Here is a 21,499-nt window from a genome sequence, read left to right as displayed (position 1 = left end):
TTCTCGACACTGGGGACGCTCGAGAAACGAAGCGGGGTGGCGGCTTTCTGGGGAGGAGCCGCCTCCCGCCTCATCCTTCCGCGCGATCGCTGTCATGCGGCGCCGCAGTTCTCCGGCTGTTCACCGGCCACGAGTACCATGTGTCGCGCTGCGGCCCGGGCTCCCCGCGCCGCCCGATCGGATGGTGAGGACCCCATGGCCAAGAAGACCAAGGCGCAGAAGTCGGCAGAAGCGGCGCTCGATGCGGCCGCCGCCGCCGCGAAGGACGCGAAGAAGCTGAGCAAGGCCCTCCCGAAGAAGGACGGCAAGAAGCTGCGCGCGCTGGTCGATGAGGCGAAGGATGCCGCGCAGCCGTCCAAGAAGAAGCTCGTGAAGAAGCCCCGCAAGGTCGAGAAGGCCGCGGTCGAGGCCACCGCGCGCCTGGAGAAGGCGACCGCGAAGATCGAGAAGAAGACGTCGTCGACGACGGCAGCGGTCCAGACGAAGACAGCGGCGACGAAGCCTGTCGAGAAGAAGTCGGCCGAGAAGAAGGTGGCAGAGAAGAAGCCGGTCGAGAAGAAGCCGGTCGAGAAGAAGGCGGCGTCCTCGAAGAAGGATGTTGTCGACAAGAAGCTGATCTCAGCGAAGAAGGCTGCGGTCGAGGCGACGGTGAAGAAGCCCGCAGAGAAGACGGCTGCCACCAAGAAGCCCGCCGACAAGAAGTCAGATGCAGTCACGCACTCGGAGGCCCCCGCGACCGAGAAGGCCGTGGAATCGGCATCCGCAAGCCCGGCCCCGACCGCGAAGGCGACGCCCGCGGCGAAGAGCGCGGTCGAGAAGAAGCTCGCCGCGAAGACCACCACGTCGTCGTCGGCGAAGGCCCCGGCCGAGGCCCCCGCGAACGCTCCGGCCACGCCCGCGCCCGCTCGGCGGGCGACCCCGAAGGGCGCGGCATCCGTCGACCTCGATGCGCTCACCGTCACTGCTCTGCGCGCCCGCGCCCGCGCGGCCGGTCGCACGGGCTACTCGCGCCTGACCAAGGCGCAGCTGATCGCGCTGCTCTCCTCCTGACGGAGCGAGAGCGAGACCACCCGACAGCGCCAGCAGACAGCGACAGACCGACAGTGCCAGACGTGCAGCAGGGCTACGACCGCACCGCCCAGGCGCCGGATCCCCGGACGCTCATCGACATCCTCCGTGACACCGCCGCCCGGCATCCCGATGCCTCCGCCATCGAAGACGCGGCCGGCGCCATCAGCTACGCCGAGCTCATCGCACGCATCAACGTGACGGCCGCGCGTCTGCACGACCAGGGTGTGCGCCGCGGCGACCGCGTGGGCGTGCGGATGCCGTCGGGCGAGCGTGCGCTGTACATCTCGATCCTGTCGATCCTCGCGGCGGGCGCGGCCTACGTGCCCGTGGACGCGGATGATCCGCAGGAGCGCGCCGACCTCGTGTTCGGCGAGGCGCGGGTGCGCGGTGTGATCGGCGCCGGGGGCGTGTTCACGCCGGCGGATGCGGCGGAGGAGAGCGGCCTGTTCGAGGGGGCCGACCCACACCCCAGCACCTCGGCCGTTCCGATCGTCGCCCCGCCCACCCCTGATGACGACGCGTGGATCATCTTCACCTCGGGCTCGACCGGCACTCCGAAGGGCGTGGCCGTCTCGCACCGATCGGCCGCGGCCTTCGTCGACGCCGAAGCCCGGCTGTTCCTGCAGGACGCGCCCCTCGGCCCCGGCGATCGCGTGCTCGCGGGGCTCTCGGTCGCCTTCGACGCCTCGTGCGAGGAGATGTGGCTGGCGTGGCGGCACGGCGCCTGCCTGGTGCCCGCGCCGCGAGCCCTGGTGCGCTCCGGTGAGGACCTCGGTCCCTGGCTGATCGGTCACGGCATCACCGTGGTCTCCACGGTCCCGACGCTGGCGGCGCTGTGGCCGCAGGACACGGTCGAGAACGTGAGGCTGCTCATCTTCGGCGGCGAATCGTGCCCGCCCGAGCTCGTCGCCCGACTGGTCGGTGACGGCCGCGAGCTGTGGAACACCTACGGCCCCACGGAGGCGACCGTCGTCGCCTGTGCGACGATCATGCACGGCGACGGCCCCGTGCGCATCGGCCTGCCGCTCGACGGCTGGGCGCTCGCGGTCGTCGACGCCGACGGTCGGCTCGTCGCCGACGGCGAGGCCGGAGAGCTCATCATCGGGGGAGTGGGCCTCGCCCGCTATCTCGACCCGGCCAAGGATGCCGAGAAGTACGCTCCGATGCCCACCCTCGGATGGGACCGCGCCTACCGCTCCGGCGACATGGTGCGCGCCGACGCGGAGGGTCTGATCTTCCAGGGGCGCGTCGACGATCAGGTCAAGATCGGCGGACGCCGCATCGAGCTCGGCGAGGTCGAGGCGGCGCTCCAAGCCATCGACGATGTCACCGCGGCAGCGGTCGCCGTGCGCAGGACGGATGCCGGCATCGCCCTGCTCGTGGGCTACGTCGTCCCCGCCGACGGCTTCGATCGGCAGCGCGCCCGCGCTCAGCTCGCCGAAGCCCTCCCCGCCCCGCTCATCCCGCTCCTCGCGGTGGTCGACGACCTGCCCGTCCGCACCTCGGGCAAGGTGGACAAGGCCGCTCTGCCCTGGCCTCTCATCGATCAGGTTGCCGCGGACTCGACCCTGTCCGGCACGGCCGCGTGGCTCGCCGAGCAGTGGTTCTCGGTGCTCGGCATGCGTCCGACCGAGGAGAACGCCGACTTCTTCCAGCTCGGCGGCGGATCACTCGCCGCGGCGCAGCTGGTCTCGCGCATCCGCACGCGCGCCCCCGAGTTCACGATGGCCGACGTGTACGACCTGCCGCGGCTGCGGCAGATGGCGGATGCCGTCGACGAGGTCGCCACCGACCAGGAGATCCGCACGGCGACCGCTGCGGCCCCCACGCCGCGGCGCATGCAGTGGGTGCAGACGCTGCTCGGCATCCCGCTGTTCATGCTCTCCGGGGCTCGCTGGATCACCTGGCTGCTGACGGCGAGCTGGCTGCTGCAGCTCGTGCCGGGGTTCGACTTCCTCCCCACCGCACCGGGCTGGGCGATCCTCCTCGGCCTCCTCGTGTTCGTGACCCCGTTCGGACGGATGGCCCTGTCGGCCCTCGTCGCCCGGCTCCTGCTGGTCGGGGTGCGCGGCGGCGACTACCCCCGCGGCGGCGGCGTGCATCTGCGGCTGTGGCTCGCCGAGCAGGTGTCGCATCAGGTCGATGCGGTCGGGCTCGCGGGCGCCCCCTGGGTGATCTTCTACGCCCGTGCTCTCGGCGCCCGCATCGGCAAGGGCGTCGACCTCCATTCGCTCCCCCCGGTGACGGGGATGCTGCACATCGGCGAGGGCGCGGCCATCGAGCCGGAGGTCGACCTCGCCGGCTACTGGATCGACGGCGACACCGTGCGCATCGGCGAGATCCGGATCGGCGCCGACGCCACCGTGGGTGCACGCAGCACGCTCGCACCCGGCACGAAGATCGGGCGCGGGGCCGAGATCGCCCCTGGCTCCGCGGTGTTCGGGCGGGTGCGCGCCAGGCAGCGCTGGGCCGGTTCACCCGCAGCACGGGTAGGCGGCAAGAGCATGCCGTTCGCTCCGGAGGCTCCCCCGAAGCGCCGCCGGTGGCTGTGGGCATACGGCGGCTCCTCCGCGCTGCTGGGGCTGCTGCCGTTCCTCGCCTTCGCGGTCGGCGGCCTCGTGCTGGCGGCCGGCATCCGCGGCTCGGAATCGCTGGCCGCGGCGATCGGGCCGCTCGCGCTGTGGCTCGTGCCGGCCGTGCTCGTGACCGGTCTGGTCTTCGCGGCGGCGGTGCTGCTCATCGTGCGGGTGCTCTCGATCGGGCTGACCGAGGGCGTGCACCCCGTGCGCGGACGGGTGGCCTGGCAGGCCTGGACCACCGAGCGCCTGCTCGACTCCGCCCGCACCCTCCTCTTCCCGATCTACTCCAGCCTGTTCACCCCGATCTGGCTGCGGATGCTCGGCGCGCAGGTCGGCCGGGAGGTCGAGGCGTCGACGGTGCTGCTGATCCCCCGCATGACCGTGATCGACGACGGCGCCTTCCTCGCCGACGACACCATGGTCGGCACCTACGAGCTCAACGGCGGATGGATGCGCATCGCGAAGGCGCGCATCGGCAAGCGCGCCTTCCTCGGCAACTCCGGACTGGCAGCCGCAGGCCACCGCGTGCCGAAGGACGGCCTGATCGCCGTGCTCTCCGTCGCTCCGGAGCGGGCGAAGGCGGGCTCGTCCTGGCTCGGATCGCCGGCCGTGCGGTTGCGTCGCGTCGTGAACGACTCCGACCTCGAGCGCACCTACCGCCCGCGGCAGTCGCTGCGGTGGGCGCGCGGCCTGTGGGAGCTCGGCCGCGTCCTCCCGGTGTTCGTCACGTGCGGCCTCGGACTCGCCGTGCTGCTCGGCCTCGCCTGGATCACCGAGACCTGGGGACTGCCGATCGCGATCCTGCTGTCCGGCGCCGTCCTGCTCGCGGCCGGAGCGTTCGCGGCCGCCATCACGACCGCGGCGAAATGGATCTTCGTCGGACCGATCAGAGCGGGCGAGCATCCGCTCTGGTCCAGCTTCGTGTGGCGCACCGAGGTCGCCGACACCTTCACCGAGATGGTCGCGGCGCCCTGGTTCGCCACCGCGGCAGCGGGAACCCCAGCCCTCGTCGTCTGGCTGCGCAGCCTCGGCGCGAAGATCGGCCACGGCGTCTGGACCGACAGCTACTGGCTCCCCGAGCCCGACCTCGTGAGCCTCGGCGACGGGGCGACGGTGAACCGCGGTTGTGTGGTTCAGACCCATCTGTTCCATGATCGTGTGATGAGCATCGACACGGTCACCCTCGAATCGGGTGCCACCCTCGGCCCGCACTCGGTCGTGCTGCCCGCGGCGACCATCGCCGCCGACGCGACCGTGGGGCCGGCATCCCTCGTCATGCGGGGCGAGACGGTACCCGCCGGGAGTCGCTGGAGCGGCAACCCGATCGGCCCGTGGCGGGCCGTGACGGTGCGCGCCTACCAGGCGGCGGACGGATGAACGTCGACCCGTACACCCCGCACTCCGGCGACCCGCGCATCCGCGTCGAGCACTACGACCTCGATCTCGACTACAAGCTGTCGACGAATCGACTCACCGCCACCGCGGTGATCGACGTGCGCATCGAGCAGGACACCGCGGCCTTCGCGCTCGACCTCGTCGGTCTGCGCGTCAGGAAGGTCCGCGTCGACGGGCAGTCGCGGACGAACTTCACCCAGACCGATCGCAAGGTCAAGGTCGCGCTGGGCGGCACGGTGCCCGCCGGCGATGTCGTGCGGGCGACGATCGAGTACGCCGGTGCGCCCAAGCCGCGGCACACGCGATGGGGCGCCCTCGGGTGGGAGGAGCTCGAAGACGGGCTGCTGATCGCCTCGCAGCCGACGGGTGCCGCCACCTGGTTCCCCTGCAACGACGTGCCGTACGACAAGGCGACCTATGCGGTGCGGGTGACGACGGACCCCGGGTACACCGTGGTGGGCTCCGTGCCGCCGTCGCGCTCGGTGTCGCGGGGGCGGGGCGTGTGGGTGTTCGACATCCCCGTGCCCACCGCGACCTACCTGATGACCCTGCAGATCGGCCAGTACACCGAGGAGCGGATGCCGCTCGGCGACGTGCCGGGGCGGTTGTTCTATCCCCGGGCGCTGGCTGCCCGCGTGCACGCGGACTTCGACGGCCTCGCGGCGATGATGTCGACCTTCGAGCGGTCGTTCGGACCGTATCCCTTCGGCGAGTACACGGTGGTGGTCACCCCCGATGAGCTGGAGATCCCCCTCGAAGCCCAGGCGATGGCGATCTTCGGCGCGAACCACATCGACGGCGAGCACGGACTGGAGCGCCTCGTCGCGCACGAGCTCGCGCACCAGTGGTTCGGCAACAGCGTCGGACTGCGCCGCTGGCGCGACATCTGGCTCAACGAGGGCTTCGCCTGCTACGCCGAATGGATCTGGTCGGAGGCATCGGGCGGTCCGAGCGCGCAGTCCAAGGCGCTCGCCCATCACGCTCGCCTCGCCGAGCTGGAGCAGGACGTCGTGCTCGCCGACCCCGGGGCCGACGCGATGTTCGACGACCGCGTGTACAAGCGGGGCGCCCTCGCCCTGCAGGCGCTGCGGCTGACGATCGGCGATGAGGCGTTCTTCGGCGTGCTGCGCGCGTGGACCTCGGCGCGCGCCTACGCCACCGCCGTCACGGCCGACTTCGTCGCGCTCGCCGAGTCGGCGAGCGGGATGCCGCTGGCCGGCCTGTTCGAGTCGTGGCTGAGCGACACGGCGCTGCCGGCTCTGCCTCCGGGGCCGGCGGGAGAGACCGCGGCTCCGCTCACCGGTCCGATCCTCGGCCTGGATCGTTCGCGTCGCTGATCCCGTCGTCTCCGTACGGCGCGTGCGGGTGCGCGGGGCGGCGCGGATGCGCGGGTTTGCGGCGGGCCCCGACTCGGGTTACAGTTCCGGTGTGTCCCTGACGTGTCGTTGTTGTCGCTGAGCGCTCCGCTCGCCTCCACCGACCCCACACAACAGCGCGCGTCAGCCGCGTGCCCCTGAACGTCAGGAAACTCCCGTGCGCTACGCCCAGCACATCGCCGAACTCGTCGGCCACACGCCCCTCGTCCGCCTGAACGCCGTCGCGGCCGGCATCCGTCCGACCGTGCTCGCGAAGGTCGAGTACTTCAACCCCGGCAGCTCCGCCAAGGACCGCATCGCCGCGTCGATCATCGACGCCGCCGAGCGCGAGGGCATGCTGAAGCCCGGAGGCACGATCGTCGAGGCCACGAGCGGCAACACCGGCGTCGGCCTCGCGCTCGTCGCCCTGCAGCGCGGATACCGGATGGTGTTCGTCGTCCCCGACAAGTTCGCCGGTGCCAAGGTCGCCACCCTGCGCGGCTACGGAGCCGAGGTCGTGGTGACGCCGACCAGCGTCGAACCCACCGATCCGCGCTCGTACTACAGCGTGGCCGCCCGGCTGGCCGCGGAGATCCCCGGGGCCTTCAACCCCAACCAGTTCGCGAACCAGAACGGTCCGCGCGGGCACTTCGAGACCACCGGTCCGGAGATCTGGAGCGACACCGACGGCCGTGTCACCCACTTCGTCGCCGGCATCGGCACCGGCGGCACCATCACCGGCACCGGCCGCTACCTCAAGCAGGCGAGCGACGGGCGGGTCAGGGTCATCGGCGCCGACCCTGAGGGCTCGATCTACTCGGGCGGGCCGATCCACGGCTACCACGTGGAGGGCGTGGGGGAGGACTTCATGCCCTCGACGTTCGACCCCTCCGTCGTCGACGGGTACGAGCGGATCTCGGACGCCGAGTCCTTCGCGATGACCCGTCGCCTCGCCGCCGAGGAGGGGCTGTTCGTCGGCGGCTCCAGCGGCATGGCGGTCGTCGCCGCGCTCCGCACGGCATCCGCCCTCACCGAAGACGACGTGGTCGTCGTGCTGCTCCCCGATCACGGGCGCGGCTACCTCGACAAGCTCTACGACGACGAGTGGCTCGCCGAGCGCGGCTACGCGGTGCCGGAGGCCACGGTCGACCCCGTCGTCGCCGAGGTGCGGGCCTTCCTCGACAGCGCCGGCTAACAGGTCTCGAACGCGTAATCCTCGTCATCCGGCGTGACGAGGTCGCGGTCGCGCAGCACCATCGACGCCGGGGACTCCTCGTCGGCGCACATCTCGGCGAACGGTCGCGGCAGCTCGTCGGCGTACTCGATGTCGATGACGTGCTCGCCGTACACCTCCGTGTAGCGCGGGCACTCCCGGTACACGGCGCACTCCTCGGTCACCGCGAAGTCGAACCCCGCCTTCTCGTGCAGGACCGCGGCATCCTCTGCCGCGTTCTTCTGCCCGGCGGCGAGGCCGGCGGCGTGCGCGCGGTCGACGAGCAGCGCCGCGAGTGCGAGGTTGTCGTCGAGGGAGAGTGCGCCGTCGGAGCGCGTGTACGAGTCGAGGTTGTCGAACTCGACGGCGTCGAAGCCGGCATCCGCGCATCCGTCGATCCACGGTCCGACCGTCGCCGCGATGCGCTCGCGCCGGTCGGCCGTCGAGGTGTCGAGCAGCGCCTCGTCGGGCCAGTCCGGGTCGTACACGACGTCGCCGTCGCGCTGCAGCAGCAGATCCTGCGCCCAGGACTCGAGCTCTCCCGGTTGGGTCTGGAAGCCGTTCACGTAGCAGATGGAGTACACCCCGTCTGCGGGGTCGGCGGAGCGGTCGCGGCCCACGATGCCCACTCCGTCGGCGGGCGGATACGCGCCGCCGAGCTGGTAGTCGGGCACAGCACCGGATGGCGGGAGGGCGATGTCGCCGGATGCGTCCGTCGAGCATGCGGTCAGGGCGAGGAGAAGAGCGAGGGCGGCCGTCGCCGCCAGGCGGCGGGTCAGCTCCCCGCCCCGTACAGCGCGCCGATCTCCTTCGAGCCCATGCCCTGGCTATAGGTCGGATGCTGCGGCCAGCCCTCGGGGGAGTCCTCCCACTCCTCCTGGCGGCCATACGGAAGAAGGTCGACCAGGCCCTGCAGATGACTGAGGCGCTCGGTGCCTCGACCCTCCGTGTGCCACGTCCGGTAGACCGTGTCTCCGTCGCGCAGGAAGACGTTCACGCCGAAGCCGGCGTTCGGCGGGGCGTCCATGTCGACGCCGAACGAGCTGTCGGCGCTCGAGAACCACTGCATCCGGTTGCCCACACGCTCGCGGTAGGCGAGGAGCTCCTCGATCGGGCCGTTGCTGACGATCACGAAGCGCGCGTCGTAGTACCGGTCCAGCACGTCGAGCCGCGTGAACTGCGAGGTGAATCCGGTGCAGCCCGGGCACTGCCACTCGTTGCCGTCCGACCACATGTGGTTGTAGACGATCAGCTGAGAGGCCCCGTCGAACACATCGGCGAGGCGCACGGGGCCGTCGGCGCCGCCGAGCGTGTACTCGGGCAGCTCGACCATCGGCAGGCGACGACGCTGCGCCGCGATCGCATCGAGCTCGCGGGTCGCGGCCTTCTCCCGCACGCGCAGCGCATCGAGTTCACGACGCCAGGTGGCGGCGTCGACGACAGGGGGCAGAGGGGCGGTGCTCACGATGATCCTCCGGTTTCGTGGCGGTGCCCCCAGTCTGCGCCGGGCCACCGACACGGTCAACGGGGTGCGTCGGCGGCGTCCGCCGCCTGCGCCTCCTCGGCGGGGTTGCGGCGGATCCCGATCCACGACACGACGCCGCCGAGCACGAGCAGGCTCGCCGTCACCCAGGCCGCGCTGTGGAATCCGGCGAGGTCCAGCGTGCCGCCCACGATCGTCGAGAGCATCGCGACGACGAGCAGGCCGGCGACCCTGGCGACGGCGTTGTTGACGGCCGACGCGATGCCGGAGTGCGCCTCGTCGATCGCGCCGAGGATCGCCGCGGTCAGCGGAGCCACCGTCAGCGAGAGACCGAGGCCCATCACGATCATGGCCGGAAGCACCTGCCACCAGTAGTCGAAGTGCTCCGAGACGAGCAGCAGCATCACTGCGCCGACGGCCATCACCAGCGGGCCGACCGTCATGAAGATGCGGGGGCCGAGGCGTCCGGCCCAGGCGCCGGCGCGCGAGCTGACCAGGATCATCAGGATCGTCATCGGCAGGCTCGCGAGCCCGGCGGCGGTGGCCGTGAGACCTGCGCCCTGCTGCAGGTACACGCCGACGACGAAGCCGTTGAGCGACAGGGCGGCGTAGACGAACAGCGTCGCCAGGTTGCCCCAGGCGAAGTCCCGCACGCGGAACAGCGACATCGGCAGCAGCGGCGACGCCGAGTGATCCTGCCGCCAGAGGAACAGCGCGAACAGCAGGATGCCGGCGATGCCCGGGCCCCAGATCACCGGAGAGGCCCAGCCCCTGGTCGGCTGCTCGATGAGCGCGAACACCACGGAACCCAGTCCCAGCGCGCACAGCGCCCCGCTCCACCAGTCCACTCGGACGCCGCTCCGGCGCTCGTCGAGCTTCAGCCGCGAGAGGAGGAAGAGCGTCACCGCGATCGGGAGCACGTTGATGAGGAAGACGAGGCGCCAGGACAGGAAGTCGACGAAGAGGCCGCCGAGCAGCGGGCCGACCAGCTGCGCCGCCGTGGTGAAGGCCGTCCACACGCCGATCGCGCGCGACTGCACGTCGGCGCGCATCGTCGCGGTGATGAGCGCCAGGGAGCTCGGCACGAGCAGTGCTCCTGCGGCGCCCTGCCCCGCGCGGGCGATGATCAGCACCAGCGGGTCGGGGGCGACGGCGACGGCGACGGATGCCACGCCGAAGGCGATGAGGCCGATCCGCATCACGAGCACGCGGCCGTAGGCGTCGGACAGCGACCCGGCCAGCAGGATCAGTGCGCTGAGTGTGATGAGGTACGCGTCGACGACCCATTGCTGGGTGGTGATGCCTCCGCCCAGCTCCCGGCTGATCGCGGGGAGCGCGACGTTGACGACGGTGCCGTCGAGGAAGGTCACGAAGGACGCGAGGATCGCGATCGTGATGACGAGCCGCTGCAGAGGGGCGAAGGATGACACAGCCCGACACTACTGCCGAAGAGGGAGGGGTGGATCGGAAACGCCTCCCCGCGTGCGTGCGGGAAGGCGTTTCCGATACGTGGTGGGCCCGTGGGGCCGCGCGACTACTCCTTGAAGCCGCCCCGCAGGTTCTCGCCGGCCTTCTTGGCGGCGTCCTTGACGTCGTCTGCAGCCTGCTTCGCCGACGCCTTGACCTGGTCGGCGCGGCCCTCGGCCTCGAGCTTCTCGTTGTCGGTGACCTTGCCCACGCCCTCCTTGACCTTTCCGGCCAGCTTCTCGGCGGCGTTCTTGATGTCGTCTGCTGCGCTCATGCGCTCTTCCTCTCGTCGACGGATCGCTCGAAGAGGCCACGTTCGCATCCGAGCGCGAGCAGGGCCACGGGGTTGACATCCGGCTTCTCGCATGACAGCGGAAACCGCCCATCGACGTGCGATGCGGCGGGGACTACTCTGGCGTCAGGCGGGCTGTCCTGCCCGCTGACCCCCAGAGGAGAGCGGTGTGCGATGGACTCGATGATGATGGGCGCCATGTCGAAGAACATGATGTCGATGCCCGACATGGCGATGATGGACATGTCCGTCATGCAGGCGTGCATGGACGCGTGTTCGGCCTGTGAGCAGGCCTGCACCGTGTGCTCCACGCAGATGATGGACTGCGCGCCGTCGTGCATGAACTGCGCCGACATGTGCAACACGATGATGCGGTCGATGATGCGGATGCAGGGCATGACCCCCGCGTCGATGATGTCGATGCTCGACGCCTGCATGGCGATGTGCCAGACCTGCATGGACATGTGCATGATGCACGCCGACGACAGCGAGGTCTGCAAGATGTGCGCTCAGGCGTGCAAGGCCTGCATGGACGCCTGCATGGCCATGAAGGACATGATGATGGCGGCCGCCTGATCCGGAACGGATCCGCGCCGCCTCAGACCGAGGCGACGTTGAACTGCGTCCGCCCGACGGCCAGCACGCCGTAGCGCGCGTGCAGGGCGACCGGCGTTCCCGCTGCGGCTTCGAGCGCGGCGCCGGTGGCGTTCCACAGCGAGTGCGCGTCGCCGTCGAGCGTGCGCACCACGAGCTCGCCGGAGTCGGCATCCGACTGCTCGACGATCGCGTCGACCCACTCGGCCGGCGTCGCCGAGGCGAGTCGGGCCTGGATCAGGTGCAGACCGTGCCCCGACGCGAACGAGGAGCAGACGTCTCCGTGCTGGCACATGCACGCCGCACGCTCACGCACCGGGAGGGGCGAAAGGCGGTTCAGCGGCGTGGACACGGGGTTCTCCTGTCGATCGGATGGCGTTCCCGCAAGAGTAGGCGCGGGATCACGGCGAGGGAACCGGCGCCGACACGAGACGAAACAAACGGGTGTAAGCTCGCCGGGTGCTGTTGTCGATGAGCGCCGGTCAGGCGCGGAACGGAGCCGCAGGCGCATTCAGCGCCGCGGGCAGAGGCTGACGATCAGCCGGAGGCGGAACCCCCGTCCCCGGTGCTGAGACGTACCCACCTCACCCCTTCCACGAAAGCACTGTTCTGTCATGCGTCCCATCGACGAGCGCGCCATCCGCGCATCCTTCATCAACGCCTCCCGCAAGGAGGTCTCCGACCTCACGCTGCCTCCGGGCTTCGCCGACATCGACTTCGATCGGCTCGACTACCTCGGCTGGGTCGATCCGAAGCAGCCCCGCCGCGCCTATGTGATCGCCTGGCGCGACGAGCAGGCGGTCGGCGTGTTCCTGCAGCGCGCCGAGCAGCGGGTCGCCTCACGCGCCCAGTGCTCCTGGTGCGACGACGTCACCCTCCGCAACGACGTGCAGCTGTTCGTCGCGCGCAAGGCAGGACCTGCCGGGCGCAAGGGCGACTCGATCGGCACGCTCATCTGCGCCGAGTTCGGATGCTCGCGCAACGTGCGCGTGCTCCCGCCCCTCGCGTACCAGGGCTACGATCGCGAGCTCGCCAGAGACCTGCGGATCCTGCGGCTGGAGGAGCACGTGCTCGCATTCCTCCGGGGGGTCGAGGACTCCGCCTGAGGTCCTGCGCGGGCGGGGCCCATGCCCTGCCCGCCAGAACTCCGGAGATCCGGGATCGGCGACGGCGAGTCATCGCTCTGCGCGCTGATCCCGCCCGGATCTCCGGAGTTCTGGCGCGCTGCGTGGGCCGACAGTCTCCGGAGACCTCGGTGGTGTCAGTCGATGCCGCCGGTGGCGCCGCGGACGTGCGCCCACGCAGGTTCGGCGAGGGCGGACGAGAGGCGGGCGTACTCGTCGAAGCTGCGCGCCCCCGGCCAGTCGTCCGGGAGCATCGAGGGCGGCAGCCCCGGATCGACGTACGGCAGCACGCGCCAGGTGTCGACGAGCTGCACGTAGGCGGCGAAGGGCGCGGCGGGGAGGGCGGAGAGCGACTCCTGGAACGCGAGGTGCTCGCGGCGCAGCGCGTCGAGATCCCACCACTTCGCCGCGGCCTCCACGACGGGCACGGCCGTGGTGGGCGCACCCGCGGGGAACAGGGTCACCCACTGCCGGGCGCCCAGGTCGTCGAGGATGCGCTCGACCTCGTCCTGCAGGTGGCCGGGGCAGATCCACAGCGCAGGGGAGACCACGCCGGCCCCGATCCACTGCAGCCGCTTGCGCAGCTGGTGGCGCACGCTGCGCTCGCTCTCCGGGATCGAGAACGACACGAGACACCAGGTGTCGGCATCCGTCATCGTGCGCATCCGGAAGATGCGTCGATCACCCGCCTCCAGCATCGGCAGTGCGGCGGGGCTCAGTCGATACCCCGCTGTGCCGTCGCGCTCCGCGAGCAGCAGGCCCTTCTGCTTGAGCCGGGTGATGCCGGTGCGCGCCAGGGCGGACGGGATGCCGAGGTCCCCGGCGAGCGAGACGAGATCGGCCGCGGAGATCCAGCCGTCCAGGCGGCGCAGGTACAGGCCGACGATCGTCCGCAGCAGCGAGGCCGTGCTGCCGGGGCGGGCGTCGATGTCATCGAGCACCGGGAGCTGATCAGCGGCCATGCGACTCCAGGGCGTCGCGCACCGCGAGGACCCCCGTGATCGTCTCGACGTGCGAGGTGCTCAGCGGTGAGAGCCCGAGGCGGATGCCGTCGGGGAAACGGAAGTCGGGGATGATGCCGTCGGCCCACAGCCGCTGCGTGACCTCACGGAAGTCCGGGTGGCCGATCGTCACGTGCCCGCCGCGGAGGTCCGCATCGCGCGGGCTCAGCAGGCGCACCCCGAGCGGGGCCAGCACCTCGTCGTAGGCCGTCACCGCGAGATCGGTCAACGACTGCGACTTGGCGCGGACGCCCTCGATCGTCGCCTGCTCGATGAGGTCGAGCATGCCCCGCATGGCCAGCATCGACGTCACCGGAGGGGTGCCGCTCAGCAGCTGGCGGATGTCGCCAGCCGGCACGTACTCCGGCCCCATCGCGAAGATGTCGGCAGCGCTCCACCACCCCTGGATCGGCTGCCGCAGCACCCCCTGCAGCGACCGGCGCAGATAGGCGAAGGCCGGCGAACCGGGACCGCCGTTGAGGTACTTGTAGGTGCAGCCGACCGCGAGGTCGACGCCCCACTCGTCGAGCTGCATCGGGATCACGCCGACCGAGTGGCAGAGGTCCCACATCATCAGGGCGCCCGCCTCGTGCACGGCCGCGGTGATCGACGGCATGTCGGCCAGAGCTCCGGAGCGGTAGTCCACGTGGCTCAGCGACACGAGCGCCGTGCGCGCGGAGACAACGCCCTCGACGTCGGCGACGGTCACCCCGTGCACGGGGTCTGGTTCGAGCCAGACGACGGTCATGCCGGTCTCCGCGGCCACGCCCTCCGCCATGAAGCGGTCGGTGGGGAAGTTGCCGGCCTCGATCACGAGCTCCGTGCGCGTCGGGTCCGCCCCTGCGGCTGCGCGCATGAGCTTGTAGATGAGCACGCTGGTGGAGTCGGCGACCACGGTCTGCCCGGCCGCCGCGCCGAGGGCAAGAGCGCCGATGCGGTCGCCGAGCTGCATCGGCAGGGCCATCCACTGCTCGTCCCACGAGCGGATGAGCCGGGTGCCCCAGTCCTCGCGCACGAAGGCGGCGAGCTTCTCCGGGATGTCGCGCAGCGGGCGGCCGAGGGAGTTGCCGTCGAGATACGCGCCGACGCCGGGCATGTCGGCGAACGCCGCGAGGTGCGAGCGCAGCGGATCGGCGGCGTCGAGAGAGCGGGCGGTGGCGAGCAGGTCGGTCATGTCACACCTTCAGGGGTCGGGCGTCGATCGGGTCGGAGGTCGGGTGGGGGAGCAGGAGCAGCACGGATGCCGGATCGAGCGGATCGACCGGGGCGAGCGCCCGCAGCAGCGCGGGGCCGTCGACGCCCGCCTCGCGGAGCGCGTCGAGTTCGCGCGGGTTCAGGTCGACCGGCGTGGGGCCGTTGCCCATGTCGGTGCCGTACTGCACGGCGCCGCCCGCGGTGTGGAACCGGCGGACGTTGTCGACGGCGATCGCCCGGCCGGCGTCGTCGTGGACGGCGAGGGTGGAGATCCACGAGACGGATGCCGCCTGCGCGGCGATCTCCGCGTCGGAGAGCGGCTCGGTGAACGGGGCGTGCGCGAGGGAGCGGGCTCCGAGCCGTGCGACGCGCTGCGCCTGGCCTGGCCCCTCCGCATGGGCGACGACGGGGAGTCCGCGCAGCGAGGACAGCTCGACGATCGTGCGGAAGAGGTCGTCGTCGAGGACCGGCCCCGCGCTGCTGTTGCAGGCGACCTTGATGCGCGTGGCTCCGGCATCCGCCATCTCGGCGACGGCCGCGACGGCATCCTCGGCGGTCGCGATCTCGCGGAAGGATCCCGTCGGCGCCCAGCTCCGGTCGGAGGGATACCCTCCGACCGCGGTGAGGAAGGCCCCGGCGTACTCGACGTCGGTCGCGCGTCCGGCGGTCGGTGTTCGCAACTCCTCAAGATCTGCGGACTTCGAGGGGAATCGGCCCGATTCCCCGGGGCCGACGGCGATTCTTGAGGAGTTGTGAGCGGCGAGCCGGGCGACCACGTCCGGGTTCGCGCCGAGGTCGACCACGCGGCCCAGTCGCGAGCCGTCGAGTCGGGTGTGCTCGACGAGCTGAAGATGCACGTGGTGGTCGGTGAAGCCGCCGACGATCACGCCGTCGAGGCGTGGCAGGTCGGATGCCGGGGAGCCGGAGGCGAGCAGCATCCGGTCGCCGTGGACGGACAGCGTGCCCCCGCGCCATCCTTCTCCGTCGAAGAACGTCGCGGCCCTCATCAGCCGCCGATCTCGGTGCGCACGGTGTACAGCTCGGGGAAGAACGTGAGGTCGAGGGCCCGCTGCAGGAAGCCGACGCCGCTGGAACCGCCGGTGCCGATCTTCATGCCGATCGTGCGGGCCACGGTCTTCAGGTGACGGAAGCGCCAGAACTGGAAGTTGTCTTCCAGGTCCACCAGGTCTTCGCAGGCCTCGTAGAGATCCCAGTTCTCCTGGTGGTTCTGGTAGATCTCGCGGATCGCCGGGACGAGCGCGGGGGTCTCGCGGTAGGGCAGGCGCACGTCGCGCTCGAGGATCTCGGCCGGGACCGGCAGACCGCGGCGTGAGGCGTAGCGCAAAAACTCGTCGTACAGGGTGGGCTTCTCCCACTCGGCCGTCAGGAGGGCGAGGTTCGCGGGGTGATCGCGGAAGACGCTGAGCATCTTCTCGTTCTTGTTGCCCAGGGCGAACTCGACCGCCCGGTACTGCACCGACTGGAAGCCGGAGGAGCTGCCGAGCGCACCGCGGAACTGCGCGTACTCGGTCGGCGTGAGCGTCGCCAGGACGGACCACTGCTGCGTCATCACGTCTTGGATCTTCTTCACCCGCGCGACCCGCTTCAGTGCCTCGCGGAGGTCGTCGCTCGCGAGCAGCTCGCGAGCGGAGGAGAGCTCATGCAGCAGCTGCTTGAGCCAGAGCTCGGTGGTCTGGTGCTGGATGATGAACAGCATCTCGTCATGGTGCTCGGGCACGCTGACCGGATGCTGCGCCGTGAGCAGCTGGTCGAGCGACAGGTACGAGCCGTAGGTCATCCGCCCGGTCAGGTCGGTGACGATGCCCTCTTCGAGTGCGCGCTCATTCTCGGTGCCCATGCCGTTGAAGATATCACTTCTGTGTCGGGCGTCACAATGATGAAATGTTGGCAGATGATGAGGAGCCCGCCGCCGTGCGGCCGCGACTAGAGGCGCGGGGTGCGGGGCGGGGGAGTGCGGCGGGAGCCGGGAGCCCCCGTCGCCTCGAACGCGGTGGCCAGCGCCAGCAGGCGGTTGTCGTCGTGGGAGCGCCCGGCGAAGGTGAGCCCGATCGGCATTCCGATGTCGTCCATCAGTCCCATCGGCACCGTCACGGTCGGCACGCCGAGGTGGCGCACCATGAGGTTGCCGTTCGCGATCCAGGTGCCGTTGCGCCAGCCCAGGTCGGCGGATGCCGCGTTCACGTCCATGTCGGCAGGGCCCACGTCGGCGACCGCGGGGAACACGACGGCGTCGAGGCCGAGCCCGTCCATCCACTCCTCGAGGTCGAGTCGCCTGGTCTCCTCCAGCCCGCGCAGGCCGTCGGGGAGCTCGGGCATGTCGAGGAATCCGACGCCGGGATTGTCGCGCACCCAGCCGGGGTACTCGGCGATGTCGTCGTCGAACCCCGTGTAGCGGTCGGGCAGGGCGCCATCGGGGTGCGGGAAGATCGCGGCTCCGTCGACGTCGGCGAGGGTCGACAGCGCCGGGTCGCCGTTGGCCTGCAGGAAGTCCTCCCAGCCCCACGCCGACAGATCGACGATCTCGCGCTCGAGGTACTCCGGGGTCACCAGGCCACGGGTCGCGATGGTCGGAGCACCGGGCCGGTCGCCCTCGTAGTTCGACACCACGGGGAAGTCGACCTCGACCACGGTCGCGCCGGCGGCTTCGAGGTCGCGCCTGGCCGCCTCCCAGCGGGCGATCACGGAGGCTCTGGTCTCGATGCGCTGCCCGGTGGGGCCGCCGATGCCGGGGTTCTCGGCCGTCCCGGCATCCGGGTCGGCGTTGATGTACATGCGCGGGATGCCGATCCGCACGCCGTCGAGAGCGACCGAGCCCGCGAGTGCCGGGTACGACTCCGGCCGGACGGCGGATGCCGCAGGCAGCGGCACCCACGGCTGCGAACGCCAGAAGTCGCCCCGGGTCTCCGCGTCGTCGGCGACGATCACATCGAGCACCTCGAGCAGGTCGGCCATGGTGCGCGCATGCGGCACGACGACGTCCATCGTGGGCACAAGGGGCCAGTTGCCGCGCGTCGAGATCACTCCGCGCGAGGGCGTGTAGGCGCACAGGGCGTTGTTGGTCGCGGGTCCGCGCCCGCTCGACCATGTCTCCTCCCCGAGCCCGAACGCGCCGAAGCTTGCAGCGGTGGCCGTGCCGGAGCCGTTCGAGGAGCCCGAGGCGAACGGCGCCGTGAGGAAGTCGCCGTTGTACGGGCTCTCCGCGCGCCCGTAGACGCCCCGTTGCATGCCGCCGTTCGCCATCGGGGGCATGTTCGTGAGCCCGAGGCAGATAGCCCCGCCCGCTCGCAGCCGCTCGATCGTGAACGCGTCGCGTTGCGCCACGAGATCCGCGAACGCCGGGCTGCCCGAGGCCGCGGTGAGCCCCTTCACGAGGTAGCTGTCCTTCGCCGTGTACGGGATGCCGTCGAGCGGCCCGAGCAGGGCCCCCGCCGCCCGCCGAGCGTCGGATGCGGCGGCCTCGGCCGATGCGTCCGGGTTCACGACGACGACGGCGTTCAGCGCGGTCGCCGTGCCAGGGGCGTCATAGGCGGCGATGCGCGCCCGGTACGCCTCGACGAGTTCCACCGAGGTGGCGGCTCCGGTCTCGAGCGCGCGGCGCAGGTCGGCGATCGAGGCTTCGACGACATCGAACATGAGTGCTCCTTGGGGGGTGAGGCGTTTCGTCTCGTTCGCTGCTGGGCGCCGTCAGAGGGTGGGCTGCTGCTGTGTGATGCAGTGGATGCCGCCGCCGCGGGCGAACAACGGCCGGGCGTCGACCGTCACCACGGAACGGCCGGGGTACGCGTCGGCGAGGATCGCGCGGGCGGCGGCGTCAGCCTGCTCGTCGCCGAAGCCGCACGCGATCACGCCGTCGTTCGTGACGAGGTGGTTGACGTAGCTCCAGTCGACGACGCCCTCGTCGTCGCTCAGGGTGGAGGGGGCGGGCAGGCCGATGATCTCGAAGCTGCGGCCAGCGGCATCCGTCTGCTGCTCCAGGTGTGCGCGGAGCTCCTGCGAGACGAGGAAGTCGGGATGCTCGGGGTTCTGCTGCTCGTGCAGGAGCAGACGGCCGGGGGAGGCGAGCGTGGCGACGATGTCGACGTGGCCGTTGGTTCCGAAGTCGTCGTAGTCGCGGGTGAGGCCACGGGGCAGCCACACCGCCTTCGTGGCGCCGATCGTGCGGAGCATCTCGGCTTCGACCCGCTCGCGGTCGGCGAAGGGGTTGCGACGGGGGTCGAGCTGCACCGTCTCGGTGAGGAGCACGGTGCCCTCGCCGTCGACGTGGATGCCGCCGCCCTCGTTCACGAGGACGGAGCTGACCAGCTCGGCGCCGACGGCGCCCGCGATGATGCGGGCGTGCTGCGACGCCTTCTGCCACTGCGCCCACTCGGGGGCGCCCCAGCCGTTGAAGATCCAGTCGACGGCGCCGAGGCGGCCGTCGTCCGACACCACGAACGTCGGTCCGGAGTCGCGCATCCAGAACTCGTCGACCGGCGCCTCGACGATCTCGATCGCGCCGCTCAGCATGCGCCGGGCGCGGTCGAGCTCGCTCGGGTCGACGAGCATCGACACGGGGGTGAACTCCGACGTGGCGTGCGCGACGGCCGTCCACGTGGCGTACCCCTCCTCGCGCTCCGCTGCACTCTCGCCGAGCGTGGGACCCTCGGCGGGGAAGGCCATCCAGATGCGGTCGTGGCGGGCTGTCTCGGCGGGCATTCGCCAGTTCATGGGGTTCTCCTCGCTGGTGGCGGGTGAGCGCGTCATCGCTATTGAACACCCGATCAACGAGTGCTACGGTATCTCCCGATGAGCACCACGTCAAGAGCCGCGGCACCGCGGAGGATGCCGCCGGAGGAGCGCGAGCGGTCGATCCTGCACGGCGCGACCGCGCTCGCGTACGAGAGCGGCCTGGAGGCCCTCACGGTGCGCGCGGTGGCGAGCCGCGTCGGCGTGACGCCCGCGCTCATCGCGCACTACCGCCCGGTCATGGACGAGTTCGTCGCCGAGGTCTTCGGAGACATCGTCTCCGCCGAGCGCGAAGAGGTGCTCGGCGGCTTCGCCCCCAGCGGCGACCTGAGGGAGAACCTGCAGGCGCTGGTCGAGACGCTGCTCGACCGCACCAGAGACGACGTCGCACTGGTGTGGGTGCAGTCGTGGTCGCTCGGCGCCCGCAACGAGGCCCTCGGTCAGCGGGTGCGCGAGGAGATGGACCTGTGGCAGAGCGGGCTGGAGGACGTGATCCGCGCCTCGGGCCCCGGCGGAGTCGACCCCGCGTCGGCCGCCTGGCTGCTGCTCGCGATGGTCGACGGCATGAGCGCGCACTCGCTCGTCAAATGGGCCCCGCACGACAGGGCGGAGCTCGCCCGCCGCACCCTGTCGGCCGTGCTCGACCACGCAGACTGATCCGCCGACGCGACGACGCGACGGCCCAGATGACCAGGAGACACCCATGAACGATCCGCTCACACTCCTCCCCGCGGGGTCCGACGTCGCCGACGGCGTGCTGCGGATCTCCGGATGCCGGGTCGACGACCTCGCGCGCGAGTTCGGCACACCGGCGATCGTCGTGGCCGAGCCCGCCCTGCGCGCACGGGCGAGGGAGTACCGCGAGGAGCTCGTGCGCCGCTGGCCGCGGGCGCGCGTCGTGTTCGCGTCGAAGTCCTTCCCCGCGACGGCCGTGCAGCGCGTCATGGTCGAGGAGGGCCTGGGGCTCGACGTCGCGGGCGGAGGAGAGCTGCGCAGCGCGATGAAGGCCGGGGTGGACCCTGCGCTCGTCGTGCTGCACGGCAACGCGAAGACGACCGAGGAGATCGAGTACGCCGTGGCGCACGGCGTCGGCCTCATCGTGGTCGACAACGAAGACGACGTCGATCGCATCGAGGCGGCCGTTCCGGCGGGCTCTCGCCAGGGAGTCCTCGTGCGCATCGTTCCCGGCGTCGAGTCGTCGACGCATCCGCACGTCGCGACGGGACAGGTCGGCTCCAAGTTCGGCCTCACCCCCGAGGCCGCACAGCCCCTGATCGAGCGACTGCGGCGCAGCGACCGCATCGACCTGCGGGGCGTGCACGCGCACGTCGGCTCGCAGATCCTCGACCCCGCCGAGCTCGCGGCCGCCGTCGAGCCGCTGGCCGCGATGGGCGAGTTCGAGGTGTACGACCTCGGCGGAGGGCTCGGCGCCCGCTACACGTACTCCGAGCATCCGGCATCTGTCTCCGACTACCTCGACGCGCTGATCGGCGCCGCCCGCGCGCACCTCCCAGCCTCCGCCGAGCTCATCACCGAACCGGGCCGGAGTATGGTCAACGCCGCCGCGACGACGCTGTACACGGTCACGACCGTCAAGCGCGATGCGCGCAATTTCGTCGCGATCGACGGCGGCATGGGAGACAACCTCGAGGTCGCGCTGTTCGGGCAGCGCTACGAGGCGGTCCTCGCCGAGCGGATGGGCGAGGAAGCCACCGAAGACGCCGTCGTCGTCGGCCGTCACTGCGAGAGCGGCGACGTGCTGATCGACGGCATCGCCCTGCCGTCGGCCCGAGTGGGAGACCTGCTCGCCGTGCCGGCGACCGGCGCCTATACGCACACCATGGCGAACAACTACAACGGGTACCGACGCCCGCCTGTGGTGTTCGCCGACCACGGCAGCGCACGCGCCGTGGTGCGCCGCGAGACCTGGGACGACCTCTTTGTGAGGGATCTCTGATCGCGGTACTGGTGGAATTCCTCTGACA

The 21,499-nt window shown here is 70.9% G+C and carries 19 protein-coding genes; 8 read left to right on the top strand and 11 right to left on the bottom strand.

From position 1 onward, the window contains the following. Nucleotides 1–195: 195 nt before the first annotated feature. The 4 genes from CQ047_RS03405 (at nucleotide 196) to CQ047_RS03390 (ending at nucleotide 7,595) form a co-directional block, all read left to right on the top strand. Nucleotides 196–1,050, top strand: coding sequence for a histone (locus CQ047_RS03405; protein ID WP_105672880.1), 855 nt, complete (start codon nucleotides 196–198; stop codon nucleotides 1,048–1,050). A 53-nt stretch (nucleotides 1,051–1,103) separates the two neighbouring features. Further along, the gene (locus CQ047_RS03400; RefSeq protein ID WP_105672879.1) at nucleotides 1,104–5,027 is read left to right on the top strand and encodes a Pls/PosA family non-ribosomal peptide synthetase; all 3,924 of its coding nucleotides are present in this window, start codon (nucleotides 1,104–1,106) and stop codon (nucleotides 5,025–5,027) included. Continuing rightward, complete coding sequence (locus CQ047_RS03395) at nucleotides 5,024–6,382, top strand: M1 family metallopeptidase (protein WP_105672878.1); 1,359 nt, start codon at nucleotides 5,024–5,026, stop codon at nucleotides 6,380–6,382. Before CQ047_RS03400 ends, CQ047_RS03395 begins: the two co-directional genes overlap by 4 nt. A 196-nt stretch (nucleotides 6,383–6,578) precedes the next feature. Continuing rightward, nucleotides 6,579–7,595 carry a PLP-dependent cysteine synthase family protein gene (locus CQ047_RS03390; protein WP_105672877.1) on the top strand — a complete coding sequence of 339 codons (1,017 nt, stop codon included), beginning with the start codon at nucleotides 6,579–6,581 and terminating at the stop codon, nucleotides 7,593–7,595. Here CQ047_RS03390 and CQ047_RS03385 read toward each other — a convergent pair. The 4 genes from CQ047_RS03385 to CQ047_RS03370 form a co-directional block, all read right to left on the bottom strand. Continuing rightward, the gene (locus CQ047_RS03385; protein ID WP_105672876.1) at nucleotides 7,592–8,392 is read right to left on the bottom strand and encodes an endo alpha-1,4 polygalactosaminidase; all 801 of its coding nucleotides are present in this window, start codon (nucleotides 8,390–8,392) and stop codon (nucleotides 7,592–7,594) included. The genes CQ047_RS03390 and CQ047_RS03385 overlap by 4 nt on opposite strands. After that, nucleotides 8,389–9,078 carry a DUF899 family protein gene (locus CQ047_RS03380; RefSeq protein WP_181155821.1) on the bottom strand — a complete coding sequence of 230 codons (690 nt, stop codon included), beginning with the start codon at nucleotides 9,076–9,078 and terminating at the stop codon, nucleotides 8,389–8,391. The genes CQ047_RS03385 and CQ047_RS03380 overlap by 4 nt, the downstream gene beginning before the upstream one ends. Nucleotides 9,079–9,134: 56 nt before the next feature. Beyond that, nucleotides 9,135–10,526, bottom strand: a complete 1,392-nt coding sequence (locus tag CQ047_RS03375) for an MFS transporter (protein WP_105672875.1) — start codon at nucleotides 10,524–10,526, stop codon at nucleotides 9,135–9,137. A gap of 104 nt (nucleotides 10,527–10,630) precedes the next feature. Then, nucleotides 10,631–10,837, bottom strand: coding sequence for a CsbD family protein (locus CQ047_RS03370; protein ID WP_105672874.1), 207 nt, complete (start codon nucleotides 10,835–10,837; stop codon nucleotides 10,631–10,633). A 192-nt stretch (nucleotides 10,838–11,029) separates the two neighbouring features. On the opposite strand from CQ047_RS03370, the gene CQ047_RS03365 reads away from it, so the two are divergent. Next, nucleotides 11,030–11,431: a hypothetical protein gene (locus CQ047_RS03365; protein ID WP_105672873.1), complete on the top strand. Its 402-nt coding sequence runs from the start codon at nucleotides 11,030–11,032 to the stop codon at nucleotides 11,429–11,431. Between the two features lie 22 nt (nucleotides 11,432–11,453). On the opposite strand, the gene CQ047_RS03360 is transcribed toward CQ047_RS03365, so the two are convergent. After that, nucleotides 11,454–11,801, bottom strand: coding sequence for a hypothetical protein (locus tag CQ047_RS03360; protein ID WP_105672872.1), 348 nt, complete (start codon nucleotides 11,799–11,801; stop codon nucleotides 11,454–11,456). Nucleotides 11,802–12,063: 262 nt separating this feature from the next. Between CQ047_RS03360 and CQ047_RS03355 the strand changes: the two genes are divergently transcribed. Beyond that, nucleotides 12,064–12,555 carry an FBP domain-containing protein gene (locus CQ047_RS03355; RefSeq protein ID WP_105672871.1) on the top strand — a complete coding sequence of 164 codons (492 nt, stop codon included), beginning with the start codon at nucleotides 12,064–12,066 and terminating at the stop codon, nucleotides 12,553–12,555. Nucleotides 12,556–12,710: 155 nt separating this feature from the next. On the opposite strand, the gene CQ047_RS03350 is transcribed toward CQ047_RS03355, so the two are convergent. The 6 genes from CQ047_RS03350 to CQ047_RS03325 form a co-directional block, all read right to left on the bottom strand. After that, entirely contained in the window at nucleotides 12,711–13,535 is an 825-nt protein-coding gene (locus CQ047_RS03350) for a PaaX family transcriptional regulator C-terminal domain-containing protein (protein ID WP_105672870.1), read from the bottom strand. Then, the gene (locus CQ047_RS03345; protein ID WP_105672869.1) at nucleotides 13,525–14,748 is read right to left on the bottom strand and encodes a kynureninase; all 1,224 of its coding nucleotides are present in this window, start codon (nucleotides 14,746–14,748) and stop codon (nucleotides 13,525–13,527) included. Before CQ047_RS03345 ends, CQ047_RS03350 begins: the two co-directional genes overlap by 11 nt. A gap of 1 nt (nucleotide 14,749) precedes the next feature. Continuing rightward, on the bottom strand, nucleotides 14,750–15,775 hold the full coding sequence (locus CQ047_RS03340) for a hydrolase (RefSeq protein WP_105672868.1): 1,026 nt from the start codon (nucleotides 15,773–15,775) through the stop codon (nucleotides 14,750–14,752). After that, nucleotides 15,775–16,626 (bottom strand): tryptophan 2,3-dioxygenase, encoded by an 852-nt coding sequence (locus tag CQ047_RS03335; RefSeq protein ID WP_105672867.1) that lies wholly within the window; start codon nucleotides 16,624–16,626, stop codon nucleotides 15,775–15,777. Before CQ047_RS03335 ends, CQ047_RS03340 begins: the two co-directional genes overlap by 1 nt. Nucleotides 16,627–16,712: 86 nt before the next feature. Beyond that, nucleotides 16,713–18,422 carry an amidase gene (locus CQ047_RS03330; protein ID WP_105672866.1) on the bottom strand — a complete coding sequence of 570 codons (1,710 nt, stop codon included), beginning with the start codon at nucleotides 18,420–18,422 and terminating at the stop codon, nucleotides 16,713–16,715. A gap of 51 nt (nucleotides 18,423–18,473) precedes the next feature. Continuing rightward, on the bottom strand, nucleotides 18,474–19,496 hold the full coding sequence (locus CQ047_RS03325) for an agmatine/peptidylarginine deiminase (RefSeq protein WP_105672865.1): 1,023 nt from the start codon (nucleotides 19,494–19,496) through the stop codon (nucleotides 18,474–18,476). A 78-nt stretch (nucleotides 19,497–19,574) separates the two neighbouring features. Between CQ047_RS03325 and CQ047_RS03320 the strand changes: the two genes are divergently transcribed. Both CQ047_RS03320 and lysA read left to right on the top strand, forming a co-directional pair. After that, complete coding sequence (locus CQ047_RS03320) at nucleotides 19,575–20,171, top strand: TetR/AcrR family transcriptional regulator (protein ID WP_105672864.1); 597 nt, start codon at nucleotides 19,575–19,577, stop codon at nucleotides 20,169–20,171. Nucleotides 20,172–20,217: 46 nt separating this feature from the next. Then, complete coding sequence (gene lysA, locus CQ047_RS03315; protein WP_105672863.1) at nucleotides 20,218–21,471, top strand: diaminopimelate decarboxylase; 1,254 nt, start codon at nucleotides 20,218–20,220, stop codon at nucleotides 21,469–21,471. Nucleotides 21,472–21,499 lie beyond the last annotated feature (28 nt).

Source organism: Microbacterium sp. MYb72, from assembly GCF_002979415.1.
GTDB lineage: Bacteria > Actinomycetota > Actinomycetes > Actinomycetales > Microbacteriaceae > Microbacterium > Microbacterium natoriense.
This window is presented reverse-complemented; position numbering and strand designations above follow the sequence as displayed.